21 protein-coding genes are annotated in these 22,384 nt (G+C 67.5%); 12 read left to right on the top strand and 9 right to left on the bottom strand.

Annotation, left to right across the window (positions count from 1 at the left end):
* The first annotated feature begins 168 nt into the window (after positions 1-168).
* Genes B9Y82_RS20415 through B9Y82_RS20390 form a run of 6 tightly spaced genes read left to right on the top strand, consistent with a single transcriptional unit; the run spans position 169 to position 4,268 of the window.
* A complete protein-coding gene (locus B9Y82_RS20415; protein ID WP_014039019.1) occupies positions 169-957 on the top strand; it encodes an ABC transporter ATP-binding protein in 789 nt (262 codons plus the stop codon).
* Positions 957-1,706, top strand: coding sequence for an MlaE family lipid ABC transporter permease subunit (locus tag B9Y82_RS20410; protein WP_100475128.1), 750 nt, complete (start codon positions 957-959; stop codon positions 1,704-1,706). The genes B9Y82_RS20415 and B9Y82_RS20410 overlap by 1 nt, the downstream gene beginning before the upstream one ends.
* A 59-nt stretch (positions 1,707-1,765) precedes the next feature.
* Entirely contained in the window at positions 1,766-2,290 is a 525-nt protein-coding gene (mlaD, locus tag B9Y82_RS20405; protein WP_014039020.1) for an outer membrane lipid asymmetry maintenance protein MlaD, read from the top strand.
* Positions 2,287-2,949 carry an MlaC/ttg2D family ABC transporter substrate-binding protein gene (locus B9Y82_RS20400; RefSeq protein ID WP_100475127.1) on the top strand — a complete coding sequence of 221 codons (663 nt, stop codon included), beginning with the start codon at positions 2,287-2,289 and terminating at the stop codon, positions 2,947-2,949. Before mlaD ends, B9Y82_RS20400 begins: the two co-directional genes overlap by 4 nt.
* Complete coding sequence (locus tag B9Y82_RS20395; RefSeq protein WP_100475126.1) at positions 2,939-3,250, top strand: STAS domain-containing protein; 312 nt, start codon at positions 2,939-2,941, stop codon at positions 3,248-3,250. The genes B9Y82_RS20400 and B9Y82_RS20395 overlap by 11 nt, the downstream gene beginning before the upstream one ends.
* Before the next feature lies 1 nt (position 3,251).
* Complete coding sequence (locus tag B9Y82_RS20390) at positions 3,252-4,268, top strand: MlaA family lipoprotein (RefSeq protein WP_100475125.1); 1,017 nt, start codon at positions 3,252-3,254, stop codon at positions 4,266-4,268.
* 99 nt (positions 4,269-4,367) lie between these two features.
* On the opposite strand, the gene B9Y82_RS20385 is transcribed toward B9Y82_RS20390, so the two are convergent.
* From B9Y82_RS20385 to rmuC, 3 genes are all read right to left on the bottom strand, one after another.
* Complete coding sequence (locus tag B9Y82_RS20385; RefSeq protein ID WP_100475124.1) at positions 4,368-4,913, bottom strand: glutathione peroxidase; 546 nt, start codon at positions 4,911-4,913, stop codon at positions 4,368-4,370.
* A gap of 137 nt (positions 4,914-5,050) precedes the next feature.
* Entirely contained in the window at positions 5,051-5,449 is a 399-nt protein-coding gene (locus B9Y82_RS20380) for a hypothetical protein (protein WP_100475123.1), read from the bottom strand.
* 71 nt (positions 5,450-5,520) lie between these two features.
* Positions 5,521-7,056 (bottom strand): DNA recombination protein RmuC, encoded by a 1,536-nt coding sequence (gene rmuC / locus B9Y82_RS20375; protein ID WP_049400349.1) that lies wholly within the window; start codon positions 7,054-7,056, stop codon positions 5,521-5,523.
* A gap of 45 nt (positions 7,057-7,101) precedes the next feature.
* Between rmuC and B9Y82_RS20370 the strand changes: the two genes are divergently transcribed.
* Complete coding sequence (locus B9Y82_RS20370; RefSeq protein WP_100475122.1) at positions 7,102-7,707, top strand: glutathione S-transferase family protein; 606 nt, start codon at positions 7,102-7,104, stop codon at positions 7,705-7,707.
* A gap of 69 nt (positions 7,708-7,776) precedes the next feature.
* Here the strand turns inward: B9Y82_RS20370 and B9Y82_RS20365 are convergent, their stop codons facing one another.
* Positions 7,777-8,784, bottom strand: coding sequence for a zinc-binding alcohol dehydrogenase family protein (locus tag B9Y82_RS20365; RefSeq protein ID WP_100475121.1), 1,008 nt, complete (start codon positions 8,782-8,784; stop codon positions 7,777-7,779).
* A 90-nt stretch (positions 8,785-8,874) separates the two neighbouring features.
* Here B9Y82_RS20365 and B9Y82_RS20360 point away from each other — a divergent pair, with 90 nt between their 5' ends.
* The 3 genes from B9Y82_RS20360 (at position 8,875) to B9Y82_RS20350 (ending at position 12,201) form a co-directional block, all read left to right on the top strand.
* Positions 8,875-9,846, top strand: coding sequence for a LysR family transcriptional regulator (locus B9Y82_RS20360; RefSeq protein WP_100475120.1), 972 nt, complete (start codon positions 8,875-8,877; stop codon positions 9,844-9,846).
* 15 nt (positions 9,847-9,861) lie between these two features.
* Positions 9,862-10,491: a leucine efflux protein LeuE gene (leuE, locus tag B9Y82_RS20355; RefSeq protein ID WP_100475119.1), complete on the top strand. Its 630-nt coding sequence runs from the start codon at positions 9,862-9,864 to the stop codon at positions 10,489-10,491.
* Between the two features lie 282 nt (positions 10,492-10,773).
* On the top strand, positions 10,774-12,201 hold the full coding sequence (locus tag B9Y82_RS20350; protein ID WP_100475118.1) for an amino acid permease: 1,428 nt from the start codon (positions 10,774-10,776) through the stop codon (positions 12,199-12,201).
* Between the two features lie 49 nt (positions 12,202-12,250).
* Here B9Y82_RS20350 and B9Y82_RS20345 read toward each other — a convergent pair whose 3' ends face one another.
* The gene (locus B9Y82_RS20345) at positions 12,251-13,492 is read right to left on the bottom strand and encodes a dipeptidase (RefSeq protein WP_100475117.1); all 1,242 of its coding nucleotides are present in this window, start codon (positions 13,490-13,492) and stop codon (positions 12,251-12,253) included.
* 219 nt (positions 13,493-13,711) lie between these two features.
* Complete coding sequence (locus tag B9Y82_RS20340) at positions 13,712-14,881, bottom strand: class I SAM-dependent rRNA methyltransferase (protein WP_100475116.1); 1,170 nt, start codon at positions 14,879-14,881, stop codon at positions 13,712-13,714.
* A gap of 384 nt (positions 14,882-15,265) precedes the next feature.
* On the opposite strand from B9Y82_RS20340, the gene B9Y82_RS20335 reads away from it, so the two are divergent.
* Positions 15,266-16,228, top strand: coding sequence for a TerC family protein (locus tag B9Y82_RS20335; protein WP_005421228.1), 963 nt, complete (start codon positions 15,266-15,268; stop codon positions 16,226-16,228).
* A gap of 107 nt (positions 16,229-16,335) precedes the next feature.
* Entirely contained in the window at positions 16,336-17,106 is a 771-nt protein-coding gene (locus B9Y82_RS20330; RefSeq protein ID WP_100475115.1) for a rhomboid family intramembrane serine protease, read from the top strand.
* A gap of 21 nt (positions 17,107-17,127) precedes the next feature.
* Here the strand turns inward: B9Y82_RS20330 and B9Y82_RS20325 are convergent, their stop codons facing one another.
* The 3 genes from B9Y82_RS20325 to B9Y82_RS20315 all read right to left on the bottom strand — a co-directional run bounded on the left by B9Y82_RS20325 (position 17,128) and on the right by B9Y82_RS20315 (position 22,361).
* Positions 17,128-18,234: a glycerophosphodiester phosphodiesterase gene (locus B9Y82_RS20325; RefSeq protein ID WP_100475114.1), complete on the bottom strand. Its 1,107-nt coding sequence runs from the start codon at positions 18,232-18,234 to the stop codon at positions 17,128-17,130.
* 101 nt (positions 18,235-18,335) lie between these two features.
* Complete coding sequence (mnmE, locus tag B9Y82_RS20320) at positions 18,336-19,685, bottom strand: tRNA uridine-5-carboxymethylaminomethyl(34) synthesis GTPase MnmE (RefSeq protein ID WP_100475113.1); 1,350 nt, start codon at positions 19,683-19,685, stop codon at positions 18,336-18,338.
* A gap of 3 nt (positions 19,686-19,688) precedes the next feature.
* On the bottom strand, positions 19,689-22,361 hold the full coding sequence (locus B9Y82_RS20315) for a polysaccharide deacetylase family protein (RefSeq protein WP_100475112.1): 2,673 nt from the start codon (positions 22,359-22,361) through the stop codon (positions 19,689-19,691).
* Positions 22,362-22,384 lie beyond the last annotated feature (23 nt).

Here is a 22,384-nt window from a genome sequence, read left to right as displayed (position 1 = left end):
GCAGTATTCAATGGCCGGCCCATCGCCAGTACGGATTGTTCCGGGCAGCCAGCCGATTGTCCCGGCCTGGCAAGGGTCTTGCCGTGCCACAATACTGGACCGTCCAGTCTGCTTATGTTCAGCCGACGGACCCGATCCTTCGATGTCTAAAAAACGTTAATGGTGCCCATGTCGGCTTCCACCTCCAGTCTGGTGCAGTTATCCAACGTCCGCATCGACCGGAGCGGGCGCACGATCCTGCGCGACGTGTCGCTGCAGGTGCCGAAGGGCAGCATCACCGCGGTGCTGGGTCCATCCGGCAGCGGCAAGTCGACCCTGCTGGCGGCACTGACCGGCGAACTGCGCCCGGTCGCCGGCGAAGTCACCCTGTTCGGCAAGCCGATTCCGCATGACAGCGGCGCACTGCTGGAGATGCGCAAGAGCGTGGGTGTGCTGCTGCAGGGCAATGGCCTGCTGACCGACCTCACTGTGGCCGAAAACGTCGCGCTGCCGCTGCGTACGCATACCCGCCTGCCGACCGCCGTGCTGCGCCGGCTGGTGGAAATGAAGCTGCATGCGGTGGGCCTGCTGGCCGCGGCCGATGCCTGGCCGCGCGAGCTGTCCGGTGGCATGGCGCGCCGCGTGGCGCTGGCCCGCGCGCTGGCGCTGGACCCGCCGCTGATGATCTACGACGAGCCGCTGACCGGTCTGGACCCGATCGCCTCGGGGGTGATCATGAGCCTGATCCAGCGCCTCAACCACAGCCTGGGCCTGACCAGCATCATCGTCAGCCACCACGTGCACGAGACCCTGCCGATCTGCGACCAGGTGATCGCCATTGCCAATGGCGGCATCGTGTTCCAGGGCACGCCCGAGGCGCTGCAGTCCAGCCAGGATCCGCTGCTGCGGCAGTTCCTGCACGGCCAGCCCGATGGCCCCATTCCGTTCGATGCCGCGCCGCGCGCGAGGGTCGCCTGATGCCGTTCGTCCAAGCCACCCGCTCGCTGGGCCGCGCCGGCCTGTTCTCGCTGACCGTGCTGCGTGGTTCGCTGCCGACCGGTGACTTCCTGGCCGAGCTGACCCGCGAGATCTACAAGATCGGCGCGCGCTCGCTGCCGATCATCGCCGTCGGTGGTGCCTTCGTCGGCCTGGTGCTGACCCTGCAGGGCTATCGCACGCTGACCACCTTCGGTGCGGCCGACGCGCTGTCGACCCTGCTCGGCCTGTCGCTGTACCGCGAGCTGGCGCCGGTGCTGACCGCGCTGCTGTTCATCGGCCGCGCCGGCAGTTCGATTGCCGCCGAACTGGGCCTGATGCGTGCCACCGACCAGATCAAGGCGTTGGAACTGATGGCGATCGACCCGGTGGCCAAGGCTGTCGCGCCACGCTTCTGGGCGGCGGTGCTGACCGTGCCGCTGCTGACCGGCATCTTCTGCTCGCTGGCGATCAGCGCCAGCTACTTCGAAGCGGTGCACGTGCTGGGCCTGGACAATGGCGTGTTCTGGTCGGCACTGCGCAACAGTGTCGATTTCTGGGATGACTTCGGCGTGGCGATGCTGAAGTCGGCGATCTTCGGCGGCACCGCCGCGCTGGTCGCCGCCTACGTTGGTTTCCATGCTGAGCCGACCATCGAGGGCACCTCGGTGGCGACCACCCGTGCGGTGGTCAATGCCTCGCTGCTGGTGCTGATGTTCAACTTCGTGCTGTCGGCAATGTTGTTCACCTAACCCCCTCCACGGCGGTGCGCAGGCGCGCGCGGCCACCACGACTCGATCAGGTAATCCACATGGCCATCCGCGGTCCCAGACTCGAATTCTCCGTCGGCGCCTTCCTGCTGCTGGCCCTGGCCTCGCTGATGGTGCTGGCCGTGGCCTCGACCAACCAGCGCTGGAGCTGGGGCAGCCAGGGCTACGAGCTGAAGGCGCGCTTCTCCCAGGTCGGCCAGCTGCGCAAGCAGGCGCCGGTGAAGATCGGTGGCGTCACTGTCGGCCAGGTCGCCTCGATCGACCTGGATCCGGTGAAGTTCGAATCCATCGTGACCCTGCGCATGGACAGCAAGGTCAAGGACCTGCCGGCGGACACCTCGGCCGGTATCTTCACCAGTGGTTTGCTGGGCGAGAGCTATATCGGTCTGCAGCCGGGCGGTGACCCGGACGTGCTCAAGGCCGGTGACGAGATCGTCTTCACCCAGCCAGCAGTCGACCTGATCCAGCTGGTCGGCAAGTACATGTTCAGTGGCGGCGCCGGTGGTGGCGCAGGCCAGAAGCCCAACGATGGCGCACAGGCGCCTGCAACGGAACCGCAACCATGAAGATGAAACTGATCCCGGCCCTGCTTGCCTCGACGCTGCTGCTGGCCACGCCGTTCCTCGCCCAGGCCCAGGCCGCCGCCCCCGCCGCAGCCGCGACGCAGGGCCAGGCCGGCAAGGTGGTGATCGATGCGAGTACGCGCATCCTCACCACCCTGCAGCAGCGCCGCAGCGAGTTCAGCAGCAACCCGGCCAGCCTGCGCAGCTACATCGACAGCGAACTGAACCGCACCTTCGATCGCGACTACGCCGCGCGCCTGGTACTGGGCACGCACGCCCGCGGCGCCTCGGATGCCGACATCAAGCTGTTCGCCGATGCCATGGCCGACAGCCTGATGCAGCGCTACGGTTCGACCCTGCTCAACATCCAGGGCAAGCCGAGCTTCCGCCTGAAGGGTGAGAGCCCGCTGCCAGGCAACCGCGGCGTGCGCGTGAGCACCGAACTGGTGCGGGCCGGCAGCGAACCGACCCCGGTCGAGTACTGGATGCGCAACGTGAACGGCCAGTGGAAGATCTTCGACGTCAACATCGAAGGCATCTCCTACGTGCAGACCTTCCGCAACCAGTTCGATACCCCGCTGCGCCAGAAGGGCATCAAGCAGGTGGCCAGTGAACTGCACAGCGGCAGCATGCAGGCCGGGCCCGCGGGCAATGGCAAGTAACGCCCTGGCGCTGCTGGAAGGCGACGCCCTGCGCCTGCGCGGGGTGCTCGACCGTGCCGCGGTGATCGCGCTGTGGCCGCAACTGCAGGCCCTGCCGGCCAAGCTGGCGCGGCTGGAGCTGGGCGAGGTCGAGCGCGTGGACAGCGCCGGCCTGGCCCTGCTGGCCGAACTGGCGGCCCGTGCACGCAAGGCCGGCCATACGCTGGCCATTTCCGGCGCGCCAGCCGGTTACAACGAGCTGAGCGCAGCCTACCGGCTGTCGCCCGACCTGGATTTCAACGCTACTTCTGCTGCGAGCTGACATGAACGTCGTACGCACTTTCCCCCTGATCGTCCTGGCCACCGCCCTGACCGCCTGTGCCGGCAAGCCCGCGCGCAACGACGCTCCGGTCGCCAGCACCATGGTCGCGCCCAGCCCGGCTGCCGAAGCACCCGCCGCAACGGCCGATACCGGCGTGGTCGACGCTGCTCCGGTCGCTCCCGTGGCCCCCCCTCCGGCACCCGCCGCGTCGTCGCCGACGGCTGCGGCACAGGGTGCAGAGGACGGCACACCGAAGACCGCAGCGTCCACCGCCGCCGATGGCGACGATGATTTCGACGCCCTGTATGGTGGCACCGGCAACACCGGCAGTGCTGCCGCCTACGATCCGTGGGAACCGTTCAACCGCAAGGTCCACGCGTTCAACAATGCGGTCGACCGCGGGGTGGCCCGCCCGCTGGCCACCGCCTATACCCATGTGGTGCCGCGCTTCGCGCGTACCGGCGTCAGCAACTTCTTCAGCAACCTGCGCGCGCCGGTGACCATCACCAACCAGCTGCTGCAGGGCCGCGGAGCCGACGCGTGGGACACCCTCGGCCGCTTCCTGATGAACAGCACGCTGGGCATCGGTGGCCTGTTCGATCCGGCCAGCAAGGCGATGGTGCCGCGTCGCAATGAAGACTTCGGCCAGACCCTCGGCGCCTGGGGCTGGCGGCGTTCGCGCTACGTGGAACTGCCGTTCTTCGGTCCGCGTACCGTGCGCGATGTGTTCGGCCTGGCCGGTGACATCCCGTTGTCGCCGATTCGCCGCATCGAAGAGGACAAGATCCGCATCGGCCTGCAGGGCCTGCAGCTGGTCGACACCCGTGCGCAGCTGCTGGCGATCGACGATCTGCGTGACACCGCCGTGGACGAATACTCGCTGGTACGCGATGCCTGGATGCAGCGGCGCAACTACCAGATCGAGAACGATCTGCGCAGCAAGCGCGACCGCGGCCACGATGATGCCAATTCGCCGATCCCGGTCGATGCGATGCCGATGCCGCAGTGGACCCACTGAAGCCGCGCATCGATGCATGAAAAACCCCGCCTCGGCGGGGTTTTTCTTTTCCAGCAAGGTGCTTTTCCGGTAGGTGCCACCTTGGTGGGCACGCGCTCCTCAGGCAGCCAGCGCGGCCTCGATGGCCTCGCGCAGGCGCGCGTCATCGGCAGCCACGTCCGGGGCAAAGCGCGCGATGACCTGGCCGTCGCGGCCGACCAGGAACTTCTCGAAGTTCCACAGCACCGCCGGCGCAGCGTGGATCGGGATCTCCTTGCTGGCCAGGCGCTCACGCAGCGGGCCTTCGCCGATCGACTGCGGCTGGGCGGCGGTCAGCTGCTGGTACAGCGGATGGGTGTCGTCACCGGCCACGCTGATCTTGGAGAACATCGGGAAGCTGACGTCGTAGGTAAGCTGGCAGAACTGCTGGATCTCGGCCTCGCTGCCCGGCTCCTGGCCGAGGAAGTTGTTGGCGGGGAAGCCCAGTACTTCCAGGCCCTGCGCGTGCTTTTCCGCATACAGCGCCTGCAGGCCTTCGTACTGCGGGGTCAGGCCGCACTTGGAAGCGACGTTGACCAGCAGCAGCACCTTGCCCTGGTAGTCGGCAAGCGAGGACGGCTGGCCGTCGATGGTGGTGAGGGAAATGTCCTGGATCGGGGTGCTCACGCGGGGGCTCCGGCAACAGCGGGGAATGGCCCACCAGCATAGCGCCGCGCGATGCCGGTAGTGCCGGCCGCTGGCCGGCAAAGGTGCGATCGTTCGCAAGGGTTCATGAGGATGCCGGCCAGCGGCCGGCACTACGATCAGTCCACGCAGATCGTGCCCTGCGCCTTGCCGTCATCAATGCGCTGGCGGCAGCCGAAATTCTGGCGCACGTCGCGCTGGCAGGTACCGGTGGCGGCACTGCCGACGGCCACTTCGCCCGTGGCCAGGCACTGGCCGGTGCAGTCACTCCTGCGGCTGCAGGCCTTGCCGGCGTCGGCATAGGGAATCACGCACTGCTCGCGCTGCAGCCGGCCAAGCCGCTGCAGGGTGCCGCCGGCTGCCTGGCAGTCGACGTCGCGCGCTTCGCGGTACGCTTCGGCCGCTTCGGGGCTGGTGGCTGCGGCAGGTGCCGCCGCCGTATCGGCGGCCGGTGGTGCGCTGCTGCAGGCGGCAAGCAGCGCGGTCAGGACAAGGCTGGTGAAGCGGCGCAGGCGCATGACGATACCTGATCGAAGCGGACAGGCCGCCAGCATACGCATCGGCGATGCAGGCGGCGTGTCAGCGTGGCTCAGGCCTCGTCGCCGTCACTGCCTTCCTCTGCTGGCAGCGCGTCCGGCAGCAACTGGCGGCTCTGCTCAACCGGCAGCGACTCGACATCCCTCAGCTTGCGGGCGATCGCGCGGGTGCGCACCCCGGTCTGGTCGATCTGCTTGCTGGCCTGGTCCAGCTTGGCCTTCACGTTGTCCAGCACATCGCCGAACTTGCCGAATTCGGTCTTCACCGCACCCAGCAGGCTCCATACCTCGCTGGAGCGCTTCTCGATGGCCAGTGTGCGGAAACCCATCTGCAGGCTGTTGAGTAGCGCGGTGATCGTGGTCGGCCCGGCGACCACCACGCGGTGGTCACGCTGCAGCAGATCGACCAGGCCGGGGCGCCGGATCACCTCGGCATACAGGCCTTCGGTGGGCAGGAACATCACTGCGAAGTCGGTGGTGTGCGGCGGCACGATGTACTTCTCGCAGATCGACTTGGCCTGCACCTTCACCGCACGCTCCAGCTGCGCACCCTGCACGCGTACCAGTTCGGCGTCGCCCTGCTCCTGTGCGTCCAGCAGGCGCTCGTAGTCTTCGCGAGGGAACTTGGAGTCGATCGGCAGCCACACCGGCGTGTCATCGCTGCTGCGGCCCGGCAGGCGCACGGCGATATCGACCATCTCGCCACTATCCGGGCGTACCTTCACCCCGCGCGCATACTGCTCCTGGATCAGGGTCTGCTCGAGGATGTTCTCCAGCTGTACTTCACCCCAGCTGCCGCGCGTCTTGACGTTGGTCAGCACGCGCTTGAGGTCGCCCACGCCGGTGGCCAGCTGCTGCATCTCGCCAAGGCCGCGCTGCACCTGTTCCAGGCGCTCCGAGACCAGTTTGAAGGACTGGCCCAGGCGTGTTTCCAGCGTCGACTGCAACTTCTCATCCACCGTCACGCGCATCTGTTCCAGCTTCTGCGCATTGTCGCTCTGCAGCGCGCGCAGCTGTTCTTCCAGCGTCGTGCGCATCTCGGCGATGCGCTGCTCGTTGCGTTGGGTCAGTTCCTGCAGGCGCAGGCCCAGGCTTTCGGTCAGGCGCTGCTGCGACTGCGCGCCCTCCTCGCGGCCCTTGCGTGCATCGTCCACCAGGGTCTGCCGCAGCGCGCCGAGCTGGGTATCGGTACGCCCGGTGAGCTCCTGCAGCTGCTGGCCAAAGGCATGGATGCGGGCTTCCTGCTGCTGGCCGAAGGTCTCCAGCTGGCCGCGCAGTTCCTGCAGCCGCTGTCCCATCAACGCCGCGCCCCGCTGCTGGCTCTCGGCCGCTTCGGCGCGCGCCTTTCGGGCATCTTCGCCCAGCGCTTCGCGCAGCAGGTCCAGGCGCTGGTCGGTGCGGGTGGACAGATCGGTCAGCGCGCGGGCGAAGCCATCGAGCTGTTCGCGCAGCTCGCTGCGCCCGGCCCGCGCCTCCTCGCGCACCGCCTGTTCCAGGCGGTCATGCGGCGGGCGGCGCAGCAGGGCGACCAGCTGCAGGATGAGCACGGCCAATAGAAGGCCGCCAATGAGCAGATATTCGGTTTGCATGGGGGAAGTGTAGGCTGGCCGAGTCTCAGCTGCTGCGTCAGGAACATGCTCGCTCTGTACGGAAAGCCCACCTCCATCAACGTACGCAAGGTGCTGTGGCTGTGCGCCGGGCTCGACCTGTCACTTCACCACGAGCCAGAACCGCCGGCGGGCCTGCTGGCCACACTGAACCCGAACCGTCAGGTGCCGGTGCTGCGTGATGGGGACTTCGTGCTGTGGGAGTCCAACAGCATCTGTCGCTACCTGGCAGCGCGCGCCGGCCGCGACGACCTGTTGCCCGGTCAAGCCCAGGACCGGGCCCGGGTGGAGCAGTGGATGGACTGGCAGGCAAGCGACCTCAACAGCGCGTGGCGCCACGTGTTCATGGCGCGCGTGCGCCAGCACCCGGACTACCCCGACGATGCCCGCGCCGAAGCCAGCCTGGCGCAGTGGAATCGGCTGATGGCTGTCCTTGATGCGCAGCTGGCCACTACCGACGGCTACGTGGCGGGCAACGCCTTCACCCTGGCCGATATCGTGCTCGGGCTGTCGACCCAACGCTGGCGCAGCACGCCCGGCAACAAGCCCGTGCTGCCACACCTCGCGGCGTGGTTCGAAGGCCTGCGGCAGCAGCCGGGTTTCGCCGAGCACGTCGACAACGGCGTGGCCTGAGGCAGGGGTCAGATCCCTTTCCCGGGGGAAAAAAGGGATCTGACCCCAAGGGCGCAGGAACAGCCGGTGTTACCAGCCTTCCAGCACGATCTTGCCCTTGGCGCGGTGGCTTTCCAGCAGCGCGTGGGCACGCCGCAGGTTGGCGGCGTCGATGCGGCCGAAGTGCTCGCCCAGCGTGGTCTGCAGCACGCCCGTGTCGATCAGCTCGGCCACGCGGTTCAGCAGGTCGTGCTGGCGCTGCATGTCGGCGGTGCGGTAAAGCGGCCGGGTGAACATCGACTCCCAGTGCAGGGACAACGCCTTGCGCTTGAGCGCCATCACGTCCACCTGGCCAGGATCGTCGATCAGCCCCAGCTGGCCCTGCGGCGCCAGCAGTTCCACGATCTGCGCGTAGTGCTGGTCGGAATGGGTCAGGCTGGCCACGTGCTGCACCTCGCTGATGCCGAGCCGCGCCAGGCCCTCGGCCAACGGCAGGCTGTGGTCGATCACATGGTGCGCGCCCATCGCATGCACCCAGTCCTGGGTATCCGGACGCGAGGCGGTGCCGATCACGGTCAGCTTGGTCAGCTTCCGCGCCAGCTGTACCAGGATCGAACCAACGCCGCCGGCAGCACCGATCACCAGCAGGGTCTGGCCTTCACCACCGCCCTCGGCAATGCGCAGGCGGTCGAACAGCAGCTCCCAGGCGGTGATCGCGGTCAGCGGCAGCGCGGCGGCGGCCGCATCGTCCAGGCGGGCCGGCTTGCGGCCCACGCTGCGCTCATCCACCAGCTGGTACTCGGCATTGCTGCCCGGGCGATCGATGACGCCGGCGTAGTAGACCGCGTCGCCAGGCTGGAACAAGGTCACCTCGCTGCCCACCGCATCGACGATGCCGACCGCATCCCAGCCCAGCACGCGCGGGCCGTCGGTGGCCACGCCACGGCGGACCTTGGTGTCGACCGGGTTCACCGCCACCGCGCGTACCGCCACCCGCAGGTCGCGCGGGCCGGGTTGTGGCAGATCCAGGTCGATATCGATCAAGGCCTGGGGATCATCGATCGGCAGGCCGGCTTGGGTGTAGGCAATGGCGCGCATGGCAGCGGTCCAGGGGGAAGGAGACGACAGGTTGCGCCGAGCACGATCCGGCAAAAAGGCGCAGAATCGGTCAGCACTTTCACTCCAGTAATGAAAATGATCCGCTTCGACGACCTGCAGCTGTTCGTCCGCACTGCCGCGCTGGGCAGCTTCTCGCAGGCGGCCCGCGAGGCCGATCTGCTGCCCGGCCAGGTTGCCGCAGCGGTGGCGCGGCTGGAACGCGAGCTGGACCTGCGCCTGTTCGTGCGCACCACCCGCAGCCTGCGCCTGACCGGTGAGGGTGCGCTGTACCTGCCGTATGCACAGGAGGTACTGGCGACCCTGCGCGAGGGCCAGGCCCGCGTGCAGGGCGATGACGCCGAACTGCACGGCACCCTGCAGCTGTCGGCGCCGTCGGACTTCGGCCGCAACCTGCTGCTGCCGTGGCTGAGCGCGTTCCGCGCGGCGCATCCACGGCTGCGCGTGCACCTGCGCCTGTCCGACGAGGTCGCCGACGTGTTCCGCGACCCGGTCGACGTGGCCATCCGCATCGGCCACTTCGACGACGCCAACTACGTCGCCCTGCCGCTGCTGGAAGGCAACCGGCGCGTGCTGGCCGCCTCGCCCGGCTATCTGCGCCGGCGTGGCACTCCCACGCGCCTGGAGGATCTGCGCGAGCACGACTGCCTGGTCTATCAACTCAATGGCCGCGCCTACGATCGCTGGTCGTTCGAGGTCGACGGGCGCCGCAGCGTGATTCCGGTGCGCGGCCCGCTGGTCTGCGACGATGCCGACGTGGTGCGGCGCTGGGCGGCGGCCGGCGAAGGCATCACCTACAAGTCCTGGCTGGACCTGCGCGAGGACGTGCAGGCCGGGCGCCTGCAGCTGCTGCTCGACGGTGTTGGCAGCAGCATTCCGTTGCAGCTGGTGTGCCCGCACCGCAAGCAGTTCTCGCCGGCCGTGCGGCAACTGCACGCGCAGCTGCGCCAGCACCTGCAACCGCTGCTGTCTGGCATGCCTGATGGCGTTGCCCGCCCCCTGTCGCCAACTGCGGCGCTGGCCGACAATGGCGGCCCCCCGTGACAAGAGAACACCGCCATGCCGTGGATGGGCATCCAGGACCTGTGGACGTTTCTGGTCGCCGTGCTGGTGTTCCTCGCCCTGCCGGGCCCCGGCACCTTCACCCTGCTGACCGCCACCGGCCGCGGCGGCGTGCGTGGCGGCTACACCGCGCTGGCCGGCCTGCTGGTCGGCGACCAGATCCTGATGTGGCTCGCCTTGGCCGGCGTGGCTGCGCTGCTCACGGCCAACCCACTGGTATTCCACGCGGTGCAGTACCTCGGCGCGGCCTACCTGGTGTGGGTGGGCATCAGCCTGCTGCGCACGCCCAAGCACGAGGGTAGCGACGCCGGCCCGATCCGCATGCAGCCGGGCCGCTACTTCCAGCAGGCGATCCTGGTCAGCCTGCTCAACCCGAAGGCGATTTTGTTCTACATGGCCTTCCTGCCATTGTTCATCGATCCCAAGGCACACCAGGGCATCGCCACCTTCGCCGCGCTGGCCAGCATCATCCTGATGGTCAGCATCGCCTACTGCTCGATGCTGATCGGCGTAGGCAACCTGGCCCGCCGCCGGCTGATCCAGCACCCGCGGATCAGTGACGCGCTGCGCCGCGTGGCTGGGCTGTTCCTGGTGGGGTTCGGCATCCGCTTGGGGCTGAACGGGTGACATCCTGACCGGCCGCCAGCCCGGAGGCCCGGCAGGAAGATGGCTGCCGCTGGCCCGGCAAGGAAGCGGCGTGAACTACAGGATGGAGCTCCAGACGCCTGGGGGTACCTCGAGTAATTTCGAATCGTGCTGGCATTTGTGCCGATTCCGGCAGCGCGCTCGGCGTGCAAGCGCATTGGTGACGCATTTGACCCGCGCATGACCCCCGTCAGTGGTAATGCTGCGCTGCGTTCGGTCACACTCGGGAACTTGTCGTTCTCAGTCACCCCTTCCGAGGCCTGCATGTCCCTGTTCCGGCGCAAGTCCCTAGATTCCGTCACCGTCCACGAAGCCGGCAGGCGTCTGATCCCGACGCTCAGCTGGCCGCACCTGATCGCGCTGGGCATCGGTGCCATTGTCGGCACCGGCATCTACACGCTGATCGGCGTCGGAGCCAACCTGGCCGGACCGGCGGTGCTGATCTCCTTCGCCATCGCCGGAGCGGTCTGCGCCTGCGCGGCGCTGTCCTATGCCGAGCTGTCGACGATGATGCCGGCCGCCGGCAGTGCCTACACCTACAGCTACAGCGCGCTGGGCGAGGTGTTCGCCTGGGTGGTGGGCTGGAGCCTGATCCTGGAGTACTCGCTGGTGGTGAGTACGGTGGCGGTGGGCTGGTCCGGCTACTTCGTCGGCTTCCTCGAATGGGTCCACACCCAGTTCGGCTGGAACGTGCACCTGCCGGCCTGGCTGGCAGCCGGCCCGCACGTGGAAGGCGGCATGATCAACCTGCCGGCGATCGTCATCACCTGGCTGGTGGCCGGCATGCTGATGGCCGGCACCAAGGAAAGCGCCACCCTCAATGCCATCCTGGTGGTGTTCAAGCTGATCGCGCTGGCCATCTTCGTGGCCGTGGCCCTGCCCGCCTTCGACAGCGCCAACCTGCAGCCGTTCATGCCGTATGGCTTTGCCAAGTCGATGGGCCCTGATGGCGTCGAGCACGGCGTAATGGCGGCGGCGGCGATCATCTTCTTCGCCTTCTATGGCTTCGATGCGATCTCCACCGCGGCCGAAGAGACCAAGAACCCGGGCCGCGACCTGTCGATCGGCATCATCGGTTCGATGATCGGCTGCACCATCGTCTACGTGCTGGTCGCGCTCGCGGCCGTTGGTGCGATGAGCTACGCGGTGTTCGGCCACAGCGCCGAGCCGCTGGCGCTGATCATGCGCCAGCTCGGCCATCCGACCGCGGCGATGGTGATCGGCGTGATCGCGATCATCGCGCTGCCGACCGTGCTGCTGGCCTTCCTGTATGGCCAGAGCCGCATCTTCTTCGTGATGAGCCGCGACGGCCTGCTGCCGCGTGGCCTGTCCAAGGTCAACGCACGTACCGGCACGCCGGTGGCGACCACGCTGTTCACCGCCGTGGTGGTGTCGGCCCTGGCCGGCGTGGCACGCCTGGACGAGATCGCCGCACTGGCCAACGCGGGCACCCTGGCCGCGTTCACTGCAGTGGGTGTCTGCCTGGTGGTGCTGCGCCTGCGCGAGCCCAACCGCGAACGTACCTTCCGCACGCCGCTGGCCTTCGTGGTTGGCCCGCTGGCCGCACTGGGCTGCATCTACCTGTTCCTGAGCCTGCCGCACACCACCCAGTTGTATTTCCTGGTGTGGAACGTGGTTGGCCTGGTGCTGTACTTCCTGTACAGCCGCCGCCACGCACTGATCGCGAAATAAGCGCTTCACCGGTAGTGCCGGCCGCTGGCCGGCACTACCGCAAGGCGTTTCACCCGCCCTGTTTTGCTGCGTAATCCTGCGCCTGGCGCATCACCCGCAGCAGGTTGCCGCCCCAGATGGCGGCAATCTGCTTCTCGGTATAGCCCTTGCGCAGCAGCCAGGCGGTAATCTTCGGCAGCTGGCTGACATCGGGCAGGTCAGTCAAGCCACCACCACCATCCCAGTCCAGGCCGATGCCCACGTGTTCGGGGCCGACCACCTTGAGGATGTGCTCGAAGTGGGCGAAGAAGTCGTCCAGGCTGGCATGCCGCACCGGATGCTCGTGGTCCAGCGCCTGCTCGGCCTTCAGCAGGGCAACGCCCTGTTCGATGCCCATGCCCTCCCAGCCACCCAGCTGCTTGCTCAGCGCTTCCTCCGCCTGTTTGCGCTCGGGCGTCTTCGCAGTGTCGATCAGGTAGCCGCCATAGGCGTTCACCTGGATCACGCCACCGGCCTTGGCCAGCGTGCGCAGGCGCGCATCGTCGAGATTGCGCGGGTGGTCGTAGACCGCTTTGGCCGAGCTGTGCGACAGCACGAACGGCACCGGCATCATCGCCAGCAGATCGTCGAACACCGCGTCCGATGCATGCGACTGGTCGATCACGATGCCCAGCTTCACCGCCTGCCGCACCAGTTCCTTGCCCGCCGGGCTCAGCCCCTTCCACTCGGCGCCCTTGGGATCGGTGGCCGAATCGGCAAACTCGTTGTTGGCGAAGTGCACGGTGCTGAGCAGGCGCAGGCCGGCGCGGTGATAGAACGACAGCAGGCTGGGATCGGCCACCAGCGGGCTGGCGTTTTCCATGCTGATGTAGACCACGCGCTTGCCGGCAGCCTTGACCCGCGCCGCATCGTCGGCGGTCAGCGCCAGCGCGAAGCGCTCGGGATTGGCCGCCAGCATCTCGCGGATTTCCATCAATCGCTGCAGGCCGTGGTCACGCTCGGCCTGGTGGGCCGCTGCGCTGCGGTCGCCCTGGTCGGTGTAGATCGCCCAGAAGCCACCGTCCAGCGCGCCTTCGACCATGCGTGGGTAGTCCACCTGCGAAAGCGCATTGCGGTCGTGGCGCTGTTCGATGTCGAAACCGCTGCGACCGAAGTTGGCCGGTGTATCCAGATGGCTGTCGAGGGTGACCAGGCGCTGCTGCAGCGCCTTGGCACGGGCCAGCTCCTGCGCGCTGAACTCGATGGCGTGGGCGGACAGCGGCGCGCACAGCGCCAGGGCAAGCACGACGGACAGGCGACGCAACGAAGGCATGGGCTCTCACCGGCATTGGGAAGAGCCCGACCATAGCGCTGCGGCCACGCATTGGGTAGCGCCGGGCCGCGCCCGGCGAATCGCGAGGCTTCCACGCAGATCCGCCGGGCAGTGAATCATGTTCACTGCCCGGTGCCCAGCTTCCCGCGCATTGCGATGCGCCCGTAAGAATGGCGCCCCATTGATCAGGTGGCGCGGCTCGGCTTTAGAGCTACAGGGTCAGTCGACCACGCGGCAGAACACGGCCTTCAGGTAACGCGATTCCTGCACGTGGGCCATGAACGGATGGTCCGGGCCGGCGCCGGCTACCTTCAGGATCTGGATCGTCCGGCCGGAGAAGTACGCCGCACGACGCAGCATGTCGAGGAACTGGTCCTCGGCCACCAGGCCGGTGCAGGAGAACGTGGCGAACAGGCCGCCCGGCTTCACCACGCCCAGCGCCAGCTTGTTCATGTCCAGGTACTTCTTCAGCGCAGTGATCACCTGGTCGCGGTCGCGGGTCATCTTCGCCGGGTCCAGGATCACCACGTCGTACTGCTCGCCACGATTGGCCGCATCGCGCAGCCACGGGAAGATGTCGGACTGGACGAACTTCGGGCGCACGTTGTTCAGGCGCGAATTGCCCTTGGCAATCTGGATGACGTCTTCATCGATGTCGATGCCGACCACTTCCGAGGCGCCACGCGCCGCCGCATACACGGCGAAACCGCCAGTGTTGCAGCACAGGTCCAGCACGCTCTTGCCTTCCACCTGCTGGCTCAACCACTGGCGGTTCTCGCGCTGGTCGGCGAAGAAGCCGGTCTTGTGCGCACCGGCCGGGTCGGCGCGGAACTTGATGCCGTACTCGGTGATCACCGACGCTTCGGTGGTGGTGTTGCCGTGGAAGTCGAAGCTTTCCTGCTTCTGCACGTGCTCGTCGGCGAAACTGTGGAAGCGGCAGCCCGGGAACTGCTCGCGCAGGGCGTCGTAGATCCACTCGCGGTGGCGGAACATGCCGGCGGCGAAGAACTCGACCACCACCAGGTCGCCATAGCGGTCGACCACCAGGCCGGACAGGCCATCGCCTTCGCTGTGCACCACGCGCCAGGCGTCGGACACCGCATCGAGCTTCAGCACCTCACGGCGCAGCGACACCGCCTGGGCGATCTTGCGCGAGAACCAGCCGGCGTCCACCGGCACGTTCTGGTCAGTCTCAAGGATGCGCACGGCAATGCGCGAATGCCCGTTGTAGAACCCGCGGCCAATGAACTCGCCATCGATGCCGACCACGTCGACGATGGAACCGGGCTTGGGCCGGACGGTCGGCTTCTCGACCAGTTTCTGGAAGATCCACGGGTGGCTGGAGCGCCACGCATTCTTGAGGCGGACAATGGGAAGGGGGGTATTCATCCACCTATTGTAAACCGGGCGCCGGGGTCAGATCCCCGCAGGGGCTCTGACCCCGGCCGGTATGCCAACCAAGGTTGGCATCTACCAGAGCGGCAGCGCGGGAGGGCGCGCGGAGCCCCGCAGGGGATCCGGCCCCGGCCACCTGCCATTTGACGGCAGCCCGGCCAAGCCGCAGAATCTGCGCCAGAAGGGGAGTAGCTCCCAGACGTTGTCGCCGTCATTTCGAGCCCGCAGGCTCCGGTGCAACGGCAGTTCCAGCCGACTGGAACTGCGAGCGAGACCTTCGCCGTACCGGCGAAGCTCTGTCCCTGGATCCCCTCCCGATCCTCCGTTGCAGATCCTCGCCGTCCGGCCTGGCATTCATCTTTCCAACGGACATTCCCAATGCAGACGATCGGTAACGTGTGGTTGTGGGGCGGCTTCGCAGCGGTGGTGGTCATCGCCCTGCTGGTCGACCTCGTGTTGATGCGCCATGGTGGGCCGCACAAGGTCACCTTCAAGGAGGCCCTGTGGTGGTCGATCGGCTGGGTCGCGCTGGCCCTGCTGTTCAACGCCGGCCTCTGGTACTACCTGAATGAGACTGCCGGCCAGGTCGTGGCCAACAAGGTCGGCCTCGAGTTCCTGACCGGCTACCTGGTCGAGAAGGCGCTGGCGGTCGACAACATCTTTGTCTTCCTGATGATCATGAGCTACTTCGCGGTGCCGGAAGAGCAGCGCCAGAAGGTGCTGATCATCGGCATCCTGGGCGCGATCGTGCTGCGTACGATCATGATCTTCGCCGGTAGCGTGCTGATCAGCCAGTTCCATTGGCTGCTCTACGTGTTCGGTGCCTTCCTGCTGTTCACCGGCTGGAAGATGTGGTTCGCCGCCGGCCAGGAACCGGACCTGGAGACCAACCCGGCCCTGCGCTGGATGCGCAAGCACCTGCGCCTGCTGCCGGACTACGCCGGCAACGCGCTGAGCGTGAAACGCGATGGCGTGCGCTGGTTCACCCCGCTGTTCGCGGTGCTGATCCTGATCGCGGTCACCGACGTGATCTTCGCCGTGGACAGCATCCCGGCAATCTTCGCGATCACCACCGACCCGTTCATCGTGCTCACCTCCAACGTGTTCGCGGTGCTGGGCCTGCGTGCGATGTTCTTCCTGCTGGCCGGCATGGCCGACCGCTTCCACCTGCTGCCGTACGGCCTGGCGCTGGTGCTGGCCTTCATCGGCATCAAGATGATGATCATCGACCTGTTCAAGATCCCGACCCCGGTCTCGCTGGGCGTGGTCGCGGTGATCATCGCCGCCACCGTGGTGCTGAGCCTGAAGTACCCGCCGAAGGAAGGCGAAGGCCAGGCCTGAACCTGACCGGCTGTGTGGCGCGGCCGGTGGGATTGTCCCGCCGGCCGCACTGCACTCTCCCGCCGCGATGGCCTTGGTTTCGCGCCAGCCACCGCCATTGCTGAGGTATGGACAACAACGCGCCCCTGCCCGCCGGCGATGTGCCGGCCCCCCGCAATGACCGCTCGCGCATCCTGCGGGCGTTCAATGCCAGCCTGGCCGCCGTGCTGGTGCTGGTGGCCGTGTTCGCCCTGCAGGGCACGTTCGACTGGCGACCGTGGGCGGTCGCGCCGCTGGAAGCCAAGGGCCTGCTCGGCCTGGTCGGCGGCCCGATGCTGCATGCCTCGGTCGAGCACATCGCCGCCAACAGCATCGCCATCCTGATCCTTGGCACCCTCGCCGGCAGCGTGTATCCGAAAGCCACCGTGCGCGCCCTGCCCCTGCTGTGGCTGGGTTCGGGCCTCGGCGCGTGGATGCTGGGCAATCCGGGCAGCGTGCACCTGGGCGCCAGTGGCGTGACCCATGGCCTGATGTTCCTGCTGGCCAGCCTCGGCCTGCTGCGCCGCGACCGCGCGGCGATCGCCACCGGCCTGATCGGCATGCTGTTCTACGGCGGCATGCTGATGACCATCCTGCCGCACGCCGATGGCGTGTCCTGGCAGTCGCACATGGGCGGCGCCTTCGCCGGCATCATCGCCGCGCTGCTGTTCCGCAACGCCGATCCTCTGCCGCCGCGCCAGCGCTACAGCTGGGAAGACGAAGAAGACGAGGCCGAGCCGCTGGCCGACGACGAGCTGGAGCCGCCGTCACCGCAGCGCGTGCCGGTGCTGTGGCAGCCGCGCGAGGGCCAGGACTACGTAGTGATCCCGTTCCGCCGCCCGGACGAGCCGCGCGGCTGAGCGAAGGCAGTGCCGGGAGAATCAGTTCCCCGCCGTGCCCATCCCGTCCACCGCCTGCCGGCCGAGCGCAGGATCATCGGTGAAGAAGGCATCGATGCCCGTTGCAAGGTAGGCGCGTATCTCGGCAATCGAGCCTTCGGCATTGCGCGTGTTGTCAGCGCCATTGCGCAGGTTGCTGGGCTGGAAGTGGTTCTCCGGGCGGAAGGTGTACGGAATCACCATCAGGCCGGCGGCGTGCGCATCGCGTACCAGCGAGGTCGGCGTGCCCAGCGCGCCCTTGGCATCCAGCGGAATGATCGAGCGCAGCTCGGGGCCGATGCCATCGGCGTAGCCGGCGATGTCCTTCAACCCGGCCGGGGTCATCATCTGCGCATAGGTCAGCGTGCCACCGGCCTTGGCGATGTCGGCCGGCTGTGTATCGCCCTTCCACAGCAGCTGCAGCAGGCGGATGTTGCTGCCCCGCCCAAGCTTGCCGCGCAGGTAGCGCAGGTTGGCGGTCTCGAACGACTGGATGGTGACCGGGCCGACGTTGGTATAGGCGTTGCCGCGCAGCGCGGCCAGCAGCTTGTCCTCCATCGGCAGGCCGATGGACTGGAAGTAGGTCGGGTGCTTGATTTCCGGCACCAGGCCGATGCCGCGGTTGGCGCGCCCGGCCTGCTGCACCAGGAAGACCAGGATCTCGTCCAGGCTGGCGATGCGGAACTGCCCGTCATAGGCGGTGCTGCGCAGCTCCGGCAGGCGCTCGCGCGCATACAGGGTCTTCAGCTCGGCCAAGGTGAAGTCTTCGGTGAACCAGCCATCGATCTTCTGTCCATCGATGACCTTGCTGGTGCGGCGGCTGGCGAACTCCGGATGCGAGGCAACGTCGGTGGTGCCGCCGATCTCGTTCTCGTGGCGGGCCACCATCACCCCGTCCTTGGTCATCACCAGGTCCGGCTCGATATAGTCGGCGCCATCGGCGATGGCCTGCGCATACGAGGCCAGGGTGTGCTCGGGCAGCAGTGCGCTTGCCCCGCGATGGCCGTAGACCGACACCTTGTGCGCGGCCGGGGTGGAGGATTCAGCACTCATGGCCACCGATGGTGCCACGGCCAACGACAACAGCAACGCACAACCCCACGACTTCACTGCGACTTCCCCAAGCGGTATGTGATGGGCGTCAGTATGAGGCGGCAATGTGACAGGTGGGGGACCTGGGGTCGGATCCCCGCAGGGGCTCCGACCCCGCCCTACTTCCCGATGCAGAAGCTGGAGAAGATCCTTCCCAGCAAGTCATCGGCACTCATCTGTCCGGTGATCTCGCCCAGTGCGTCATGGGCGAGCCGCAGTTCCTCGGCGGCCAGCTCCAGGTGCTCATGCGCCAGTTCGGCATCGGCGCGTTGCGCGTGTTCCTGCGCCCGCTCGATTGCGTCCACATGCCGCGTGCGCGCGGAGAACTCGCCGTCCACCTGCTCCCCTGCCCCGGCCGATGCGATCGAACGCAGGCGCGCGTGCAGATCTTCGAGCCCGGCGCCGGTGGCGGCCGAAACGAACACCCGGTCCGGATCGTCCAGCGTCGGCAACGCCTCCAGCAGGTCCGACTTGTTGTGGATGTAGACCTTGTGCGGCACCGCCGCCACGGCATCGCCCAGTGCGGCTTCACCCGCAGCCGGATCGCGCGCATCCAGCACGATCAGCGCCAGGTCGGTGCGCTCGATCTCCACATGGGCGCGGCGCATGCCTTCGCGTTCGATGGCGTCGCCGCCGTCGCGCAGGCCGGCGGTGTCGACCAGGGTCAGCTCCAGGCCATCCAGGCGGATGGTCTCGCGCAGCGTGTCGCGGGTGGTGCCGGCGATGTCGGTAACGATGGCGCGTTCGCTGCCGGCCAGTGCATTGAGCAATGAGCTCTTGCCGGCATTCGGCGGGCCGATCAGCACCGCGTGCAGGCCATCGCGCAGGCGACGGCCGCGTTCGGCGTCGCGGCGCAGCAGGCCCAAGTCGCTGCGCGCCTGTTCCAGGCCACGCCGCACCTGCGCGCCACCGAGGGTATCCAGCGGTTCGTCGGCGAAGTCGATGGCCGCTTCCACATGGATCCGCAGCAGCACCAGCTGCTCGACCACAGCGTCGATGCGGCGCGAGAACACGCCATCCAGCGAACGCCGTGCAGCGCGCGCGGCACGGTTGTCGCCCGCGGCGATCAGGTCGGCGATGGCCTCGGCCTGGGCCAGGTCCAACTTGCCGTTGAGGAACGCGCGTTCGCTGAACTCCCCCGGCCGCGCCTGGCGCGCACCGAGCGCGATGCAGCGTGCCACCAGTTGCTGCAGCAGCACCGGGCTGCCGTGGCCCTGCAGTTCCACCACTTCCTCGCCGGTGAAGCTGTTCGGTGCCGGGAACCACAGCACGATGCCATCGTCGATGACCTCGCCATCGGCATCACGCAGCCGCGCATAGTGCGCATGGCGCGGCCGCAGCACGGGCGCACCCAGCGCGGTGGCGATGGCCGCAGCGCGCGGGCCAGACAGGCGCAGCAGGCCGACGCCGCCGGCGCCCGGCGCACTGGCGATGGCCACGATGGTGTCGGTGCGGATCGCGTCGTTCATGGCTCAGAGTTTCTCCAGCTGCACGCGTGCCTGCGCGGCACCGCTGCCCTGCGGCTGCAGCGCCAGGTAGGTGGTATAGGCCTGCTTCGCCTTGGCCTTGTCGCCGGCTTTGAAGTAGGCATCGCCCAGGTTGAGATAGGCCACCGCACGCGACGGGTCGATCTTCAACGTGTTCTCCAGCCAGCGCGCGGCTTCGGCATAGCGCTGCTGGCGGTAGTAGACGAAACCGAGGTTGTTCGCGGCCTGGGCGAAGTCCGGGCGCAGCTTCAACGCCTCGGTGAACTGCGCGGCCGCCTCGTCGTACTGCTTCTCGCGGTACAGCTGCAGGCCACGGTCGTTGGCCTGCTGCGCGCGCTGGCGGTCGGATGCCGGGCCGGCGGTGGGCACCACCAGCTTGGCCTTGCCACCCTGCAGGTCGGCCACGGTCACCGGCGCCTGGCTGCCCTTGGCTTCGCTGGCCGCATCCACCTTGTTGTTCAGCGCGATCGCATCGGCGGTCAGCTGGCGCGTATCGGCGTTGAGGAATTCCTGGCTGTCCGGCACCTGGAACACGAACTCGCCGCCCTGCGAACCCGGCAGGCTGCCGAAGGCCGGGGTCTGGTGCGAGACCGCCGACACCGCCGGCGCCACGTAGGCGGCCAGCTCGGTACCGGTGATCAGGCCGTCGCCGTTGAGGTCACCCTTGCCGGCCAGCGCCTGCAGCAGCACCCAGGTGAACACCGAGTGGCCGTTCGGGCCGGCATCAGCCACCTGCTGGTCGGCACCACCGGCGGTCAGCATCTGCCGCGCGCTGCGACGCGCGTTCTCGCGCAGGAACGAGGACGAAGACGGGCCACCACGGGTCAGGCCCAGTCCGCTGTAGCAGGCGTCCATCACGAACATCACGTGCTTGGCCTGCATGCTCTCGGCGATGTTCTGGATGTCGGTCATCGCGATCGCGTCGGTGGCGAATTCCTTCGGATCCGAATCGACGGGAATGATGTAGCCGAGGTCGCGCCCGGAGGCGAGCTGGCGGGTCGCGCCATGGCCGGCGAAGAACACGAACACGCGGTCGTTCTTGCCGGTACGGTCATCGGCCAGGCGGTCGTGGAAGGCGGCCAGGATGTTGTTGCGGGTGGCCTGCTCGTTCTTCAGCACGATCACCTGCGAGGACGGGAAGCCGAACTGCCCGGTCAGGGTATCGGCCACCGCCTGCGCGTCGTGGCTGGCGTACTCCAGCTTCGGCCACTTGGCGTAGTTGTCGATGCCGACCACGATCGCCCAGGACTTCTCGTAGCCGGTGGTAACGGTGGCGGCACCGGTATCGCCCTTGCGCGCACGGGCGACGGTGAAGTCGCGGCCGTTCCAGCCGGCGAACTGGTAGCCATCAGCGATCAGACGATCGAGGATCTGCGGCAGCGCCTTCACCGCACGGTCGTGGATGTCGTGGAACAGGATGATGCCGCGCTGTTCCTTGTTCACCTGGTCGAGCACGCGCTGCACGATCGATTCCGGCACCGGGTCGGCCCAGTCCATCGAGTCGATGTTCCACATGATCGACTTCAGTCCGGCTTCGTTGAGCAGCTGCAGGCCTTCGGCATTGCGCGCGCCATACGGGAAGCGGAACAGTGGCGCACGCTTGCTGTCGACGTCCTTCAGCAGCGTGTCGGTGTCCAGCACCTGCTGGCGCAGCGCGTCACCGGTGGTGCGCGACAACTGGGCATGGGTCAGGCTGTGGTTGCCCACCGCATAGCCCTCTTCCATCAGGTTGCGGCTGATCTTGGCCATCGGGCCAAGGTTGACCTTGCCATCGGCCTCGACCTTGCCCAGGTTGCGGCCCACTTCGAAGAACACGCCCGGCACGTCGTAGCGCTTGAGGATGGCCACCACTTCATCGGTGTAGGCCTTGTGCGGGCCATCGTCGAAGGTCAGCACCACGGTCTTGGCCGGCAGGTCGCGGCCGAAGATCTCGCGGTCGCTGTCCTTCATCGACATCGGGTACGGCTCGATCACGCCATAGTCGCGCAGGATCGCTTCGCGGCTGTAGTCCTTGTGCAGGTGGGCGATGTAGTCGTCCCACTTCTCGCGCTTCAGTTCGATGGCACGGGTGCGCTCGAAGCGGCTGAAGATGCGGGTCAGTTCCTGGTTGTAGTTGCGCTCGATCTCGTCGAGCGCCTCCAGGTCCTCACCGATGCGCTGGTGCAGCTTCACCGCCGGCAGCGATGAATCGGTGCCGACCCGCTCATGCAGATCACGCAGCACTTCGCGGAAGGCCAGGCGATCGGCATCGAACAGTTCCGGCGCGGACTCGATGTAGTCCAGCACGGTGCCGAGGGTGGCGAAGCGCTGCGGACTGGAACCGCGCAGCAGGGTATCGAACTGTACGGCGATCGCTGTGCGCTGTTCCAGGCCATCATGGAACAGCTGCTGGCCCACACGCGTGGAGGTGCCGCGGTCGGCCGCAGACTGCTGTTCCTCGTCGGCCAGCAGCACGATGATCCGGCGGTAGCCGTCGAGCTGCTTCTGCAGCGCGGCCAGCAACGGTGCAGCGGCCGGATCGGCGGCCGCCGCAGCCTGCGCGCTCGGTTGGGTGACGGTGGTCGCCGGCGCCTTCGCATCCTTGTCGCCACACCCGGCAGCGACCAGGGTCAACAACAGCGAGGGCAGGAACAGGCGGAACGACGGCGCACGCGGCATGGCGGACTCGAAGATGGGAGGAT

Origin of the sequence: Stenotrophomonas maltophilia, from assembly GCF_002799155.1 — a bacterium.
Lineage (GTDB): Bacteria > Pseudomonadota > Gammaproteobacteria > Xanthomonadales > Xanthomonadaceae > Stenotrophomonas > Stenotrophomonas maltophilia_R.
The sequence above is the reverse complement of the archived record's forward strand: the minus strand, read 5'-3'. Positions and strand labels throughout refer to the sequence as shown.

Coding starts and splice junctions, on each gene's coding strand:
- B9Y82_RS20415 (WP_014039019.1), top strand. CDS start 169: ATGTCGGCTTCCACCTCCAGTCTGGTGCAGTTATCCAACGTCCGCATC.
- B9Y82_RS20410 (WP_100475128.1), top strand. CDS start 957: ATGCCGTTCGTCCAAGCCACCCGCTCGCTGGGCCGCGCCGGCCTGTTC.
- mlaD (WP_014039020.1), top strand. CDS start 1,766: ATGGCCATCCGCGGTCCCAGACTCGAATTCTCCGTCGGCGCCTTCCTG.
- B9Y82_RS20400 (WP_100475127.1), top strand. CDS start 2,287: ATGAAGATGAAACTGATCCCGGCCCTGCTTGCCTCGACGCTGCTGCTG.
- B9Y82_RS20395 (WP_100475126.1), top strand. CDS start 2,939: ATGGCAAGTAACGCCCTGGCGCTGCTGGAAGGCGACGCCCTGCGCCTG.
- B9Y82_RS20390 (WP_100475125.1), top strand. CDS start 3,252: ATGAACGTCGTACGCACTTTCCCCCTGATCGTCCTGGCCACCGCCCTG.
- B9Y82_RS20380 (WP_100475123.1), bottom strand. CDS start 5,449: ATGCGCCTGCGCCGCTTCACCAGCCTTGTCCTGACCGCGCTGCTTGCC.
- rmuC (WP_049400349.1), bottom strand. CDS start 7,056: ATGCAAACCGAATATCTGCTCATTGGCGGCCTTCTATTGGCCGTGCTC.
- B9Y82_RS20370 (WP_100475122.1), top strand. CDS start 7,102: ATGCTCGCTCTGTACGGAAAGCCCACCTCCATCAACGTACGCAAGGTG.
- B9Y82_RS20365 (WP_100475121.1), bottom strand. CDS start 8,784: ATGCGCGCCATTGCCTACACCCAAGCCGGCCTGCCGATCGATGATCCC.
- B9Y82_RS20360 (WP_100475120.1), top strand. CDS start 8,875: ATGAAAATGATCCGCTTCGACGACCTGCAGCTGTTCGTCCGCACTGCC.
- leuE (WP_100475119.1), top strand. CDS start 9,862: ATGCCGTGGATGGGCATCCAGGACCTGTGGACGTTTCTGGTCGCCGTG.
- B9Y82_RS20350 (WP_100475118.1), top strand. CDS start 10,774: ATGTCCCTGTTCCGGCGCAAGTCCCTAGATTCCGTCACCGTCCACGAA.
- B9Y82_RS20345 (WP_100475117.1), bottom strand. CDS start 13,492: ATGCCTTCGTTGCGTCGCCTGTCCGTCGTGCTTGCCCTGGCGCTGTGC.
- B9Y82_RS20340 (WP_100475116.1), bottom strand. CDS start 14,881: ATGAATACCCCCCTTCCCATTGTCCGCCTCAAGAATGCGTGGCGCTCC.
- B9Y82_RS20335 (WP_005421228.1), top strand. CDS start 15,266: ATGCAGACGATCGGTAACGTGTGGTTGTGGGGCGGCTTCGCAGCGGTG.
- B9Y82_RS20330 (WP_100475115.1), top strand. CDS start 16,336: ATGGACAACAACGCGCCCCTGCCCGCCGGCGATGTGCCGGCCCCCCGC.
- mnmE (WP_100475113.1), bottom strand. CDS start 19,685: ATGAACGACGCGATCCGCACCGACACCATCGTGGCCATCGCCAGTGCG.
- B9Y82_RS20315 (WP_100475112.1), bottom strand. CDS start 22,361: ATGCCGCGTGCGCCGTCGTTCCGCCTGTTCCTGCCCTCGCTGTTGTTG.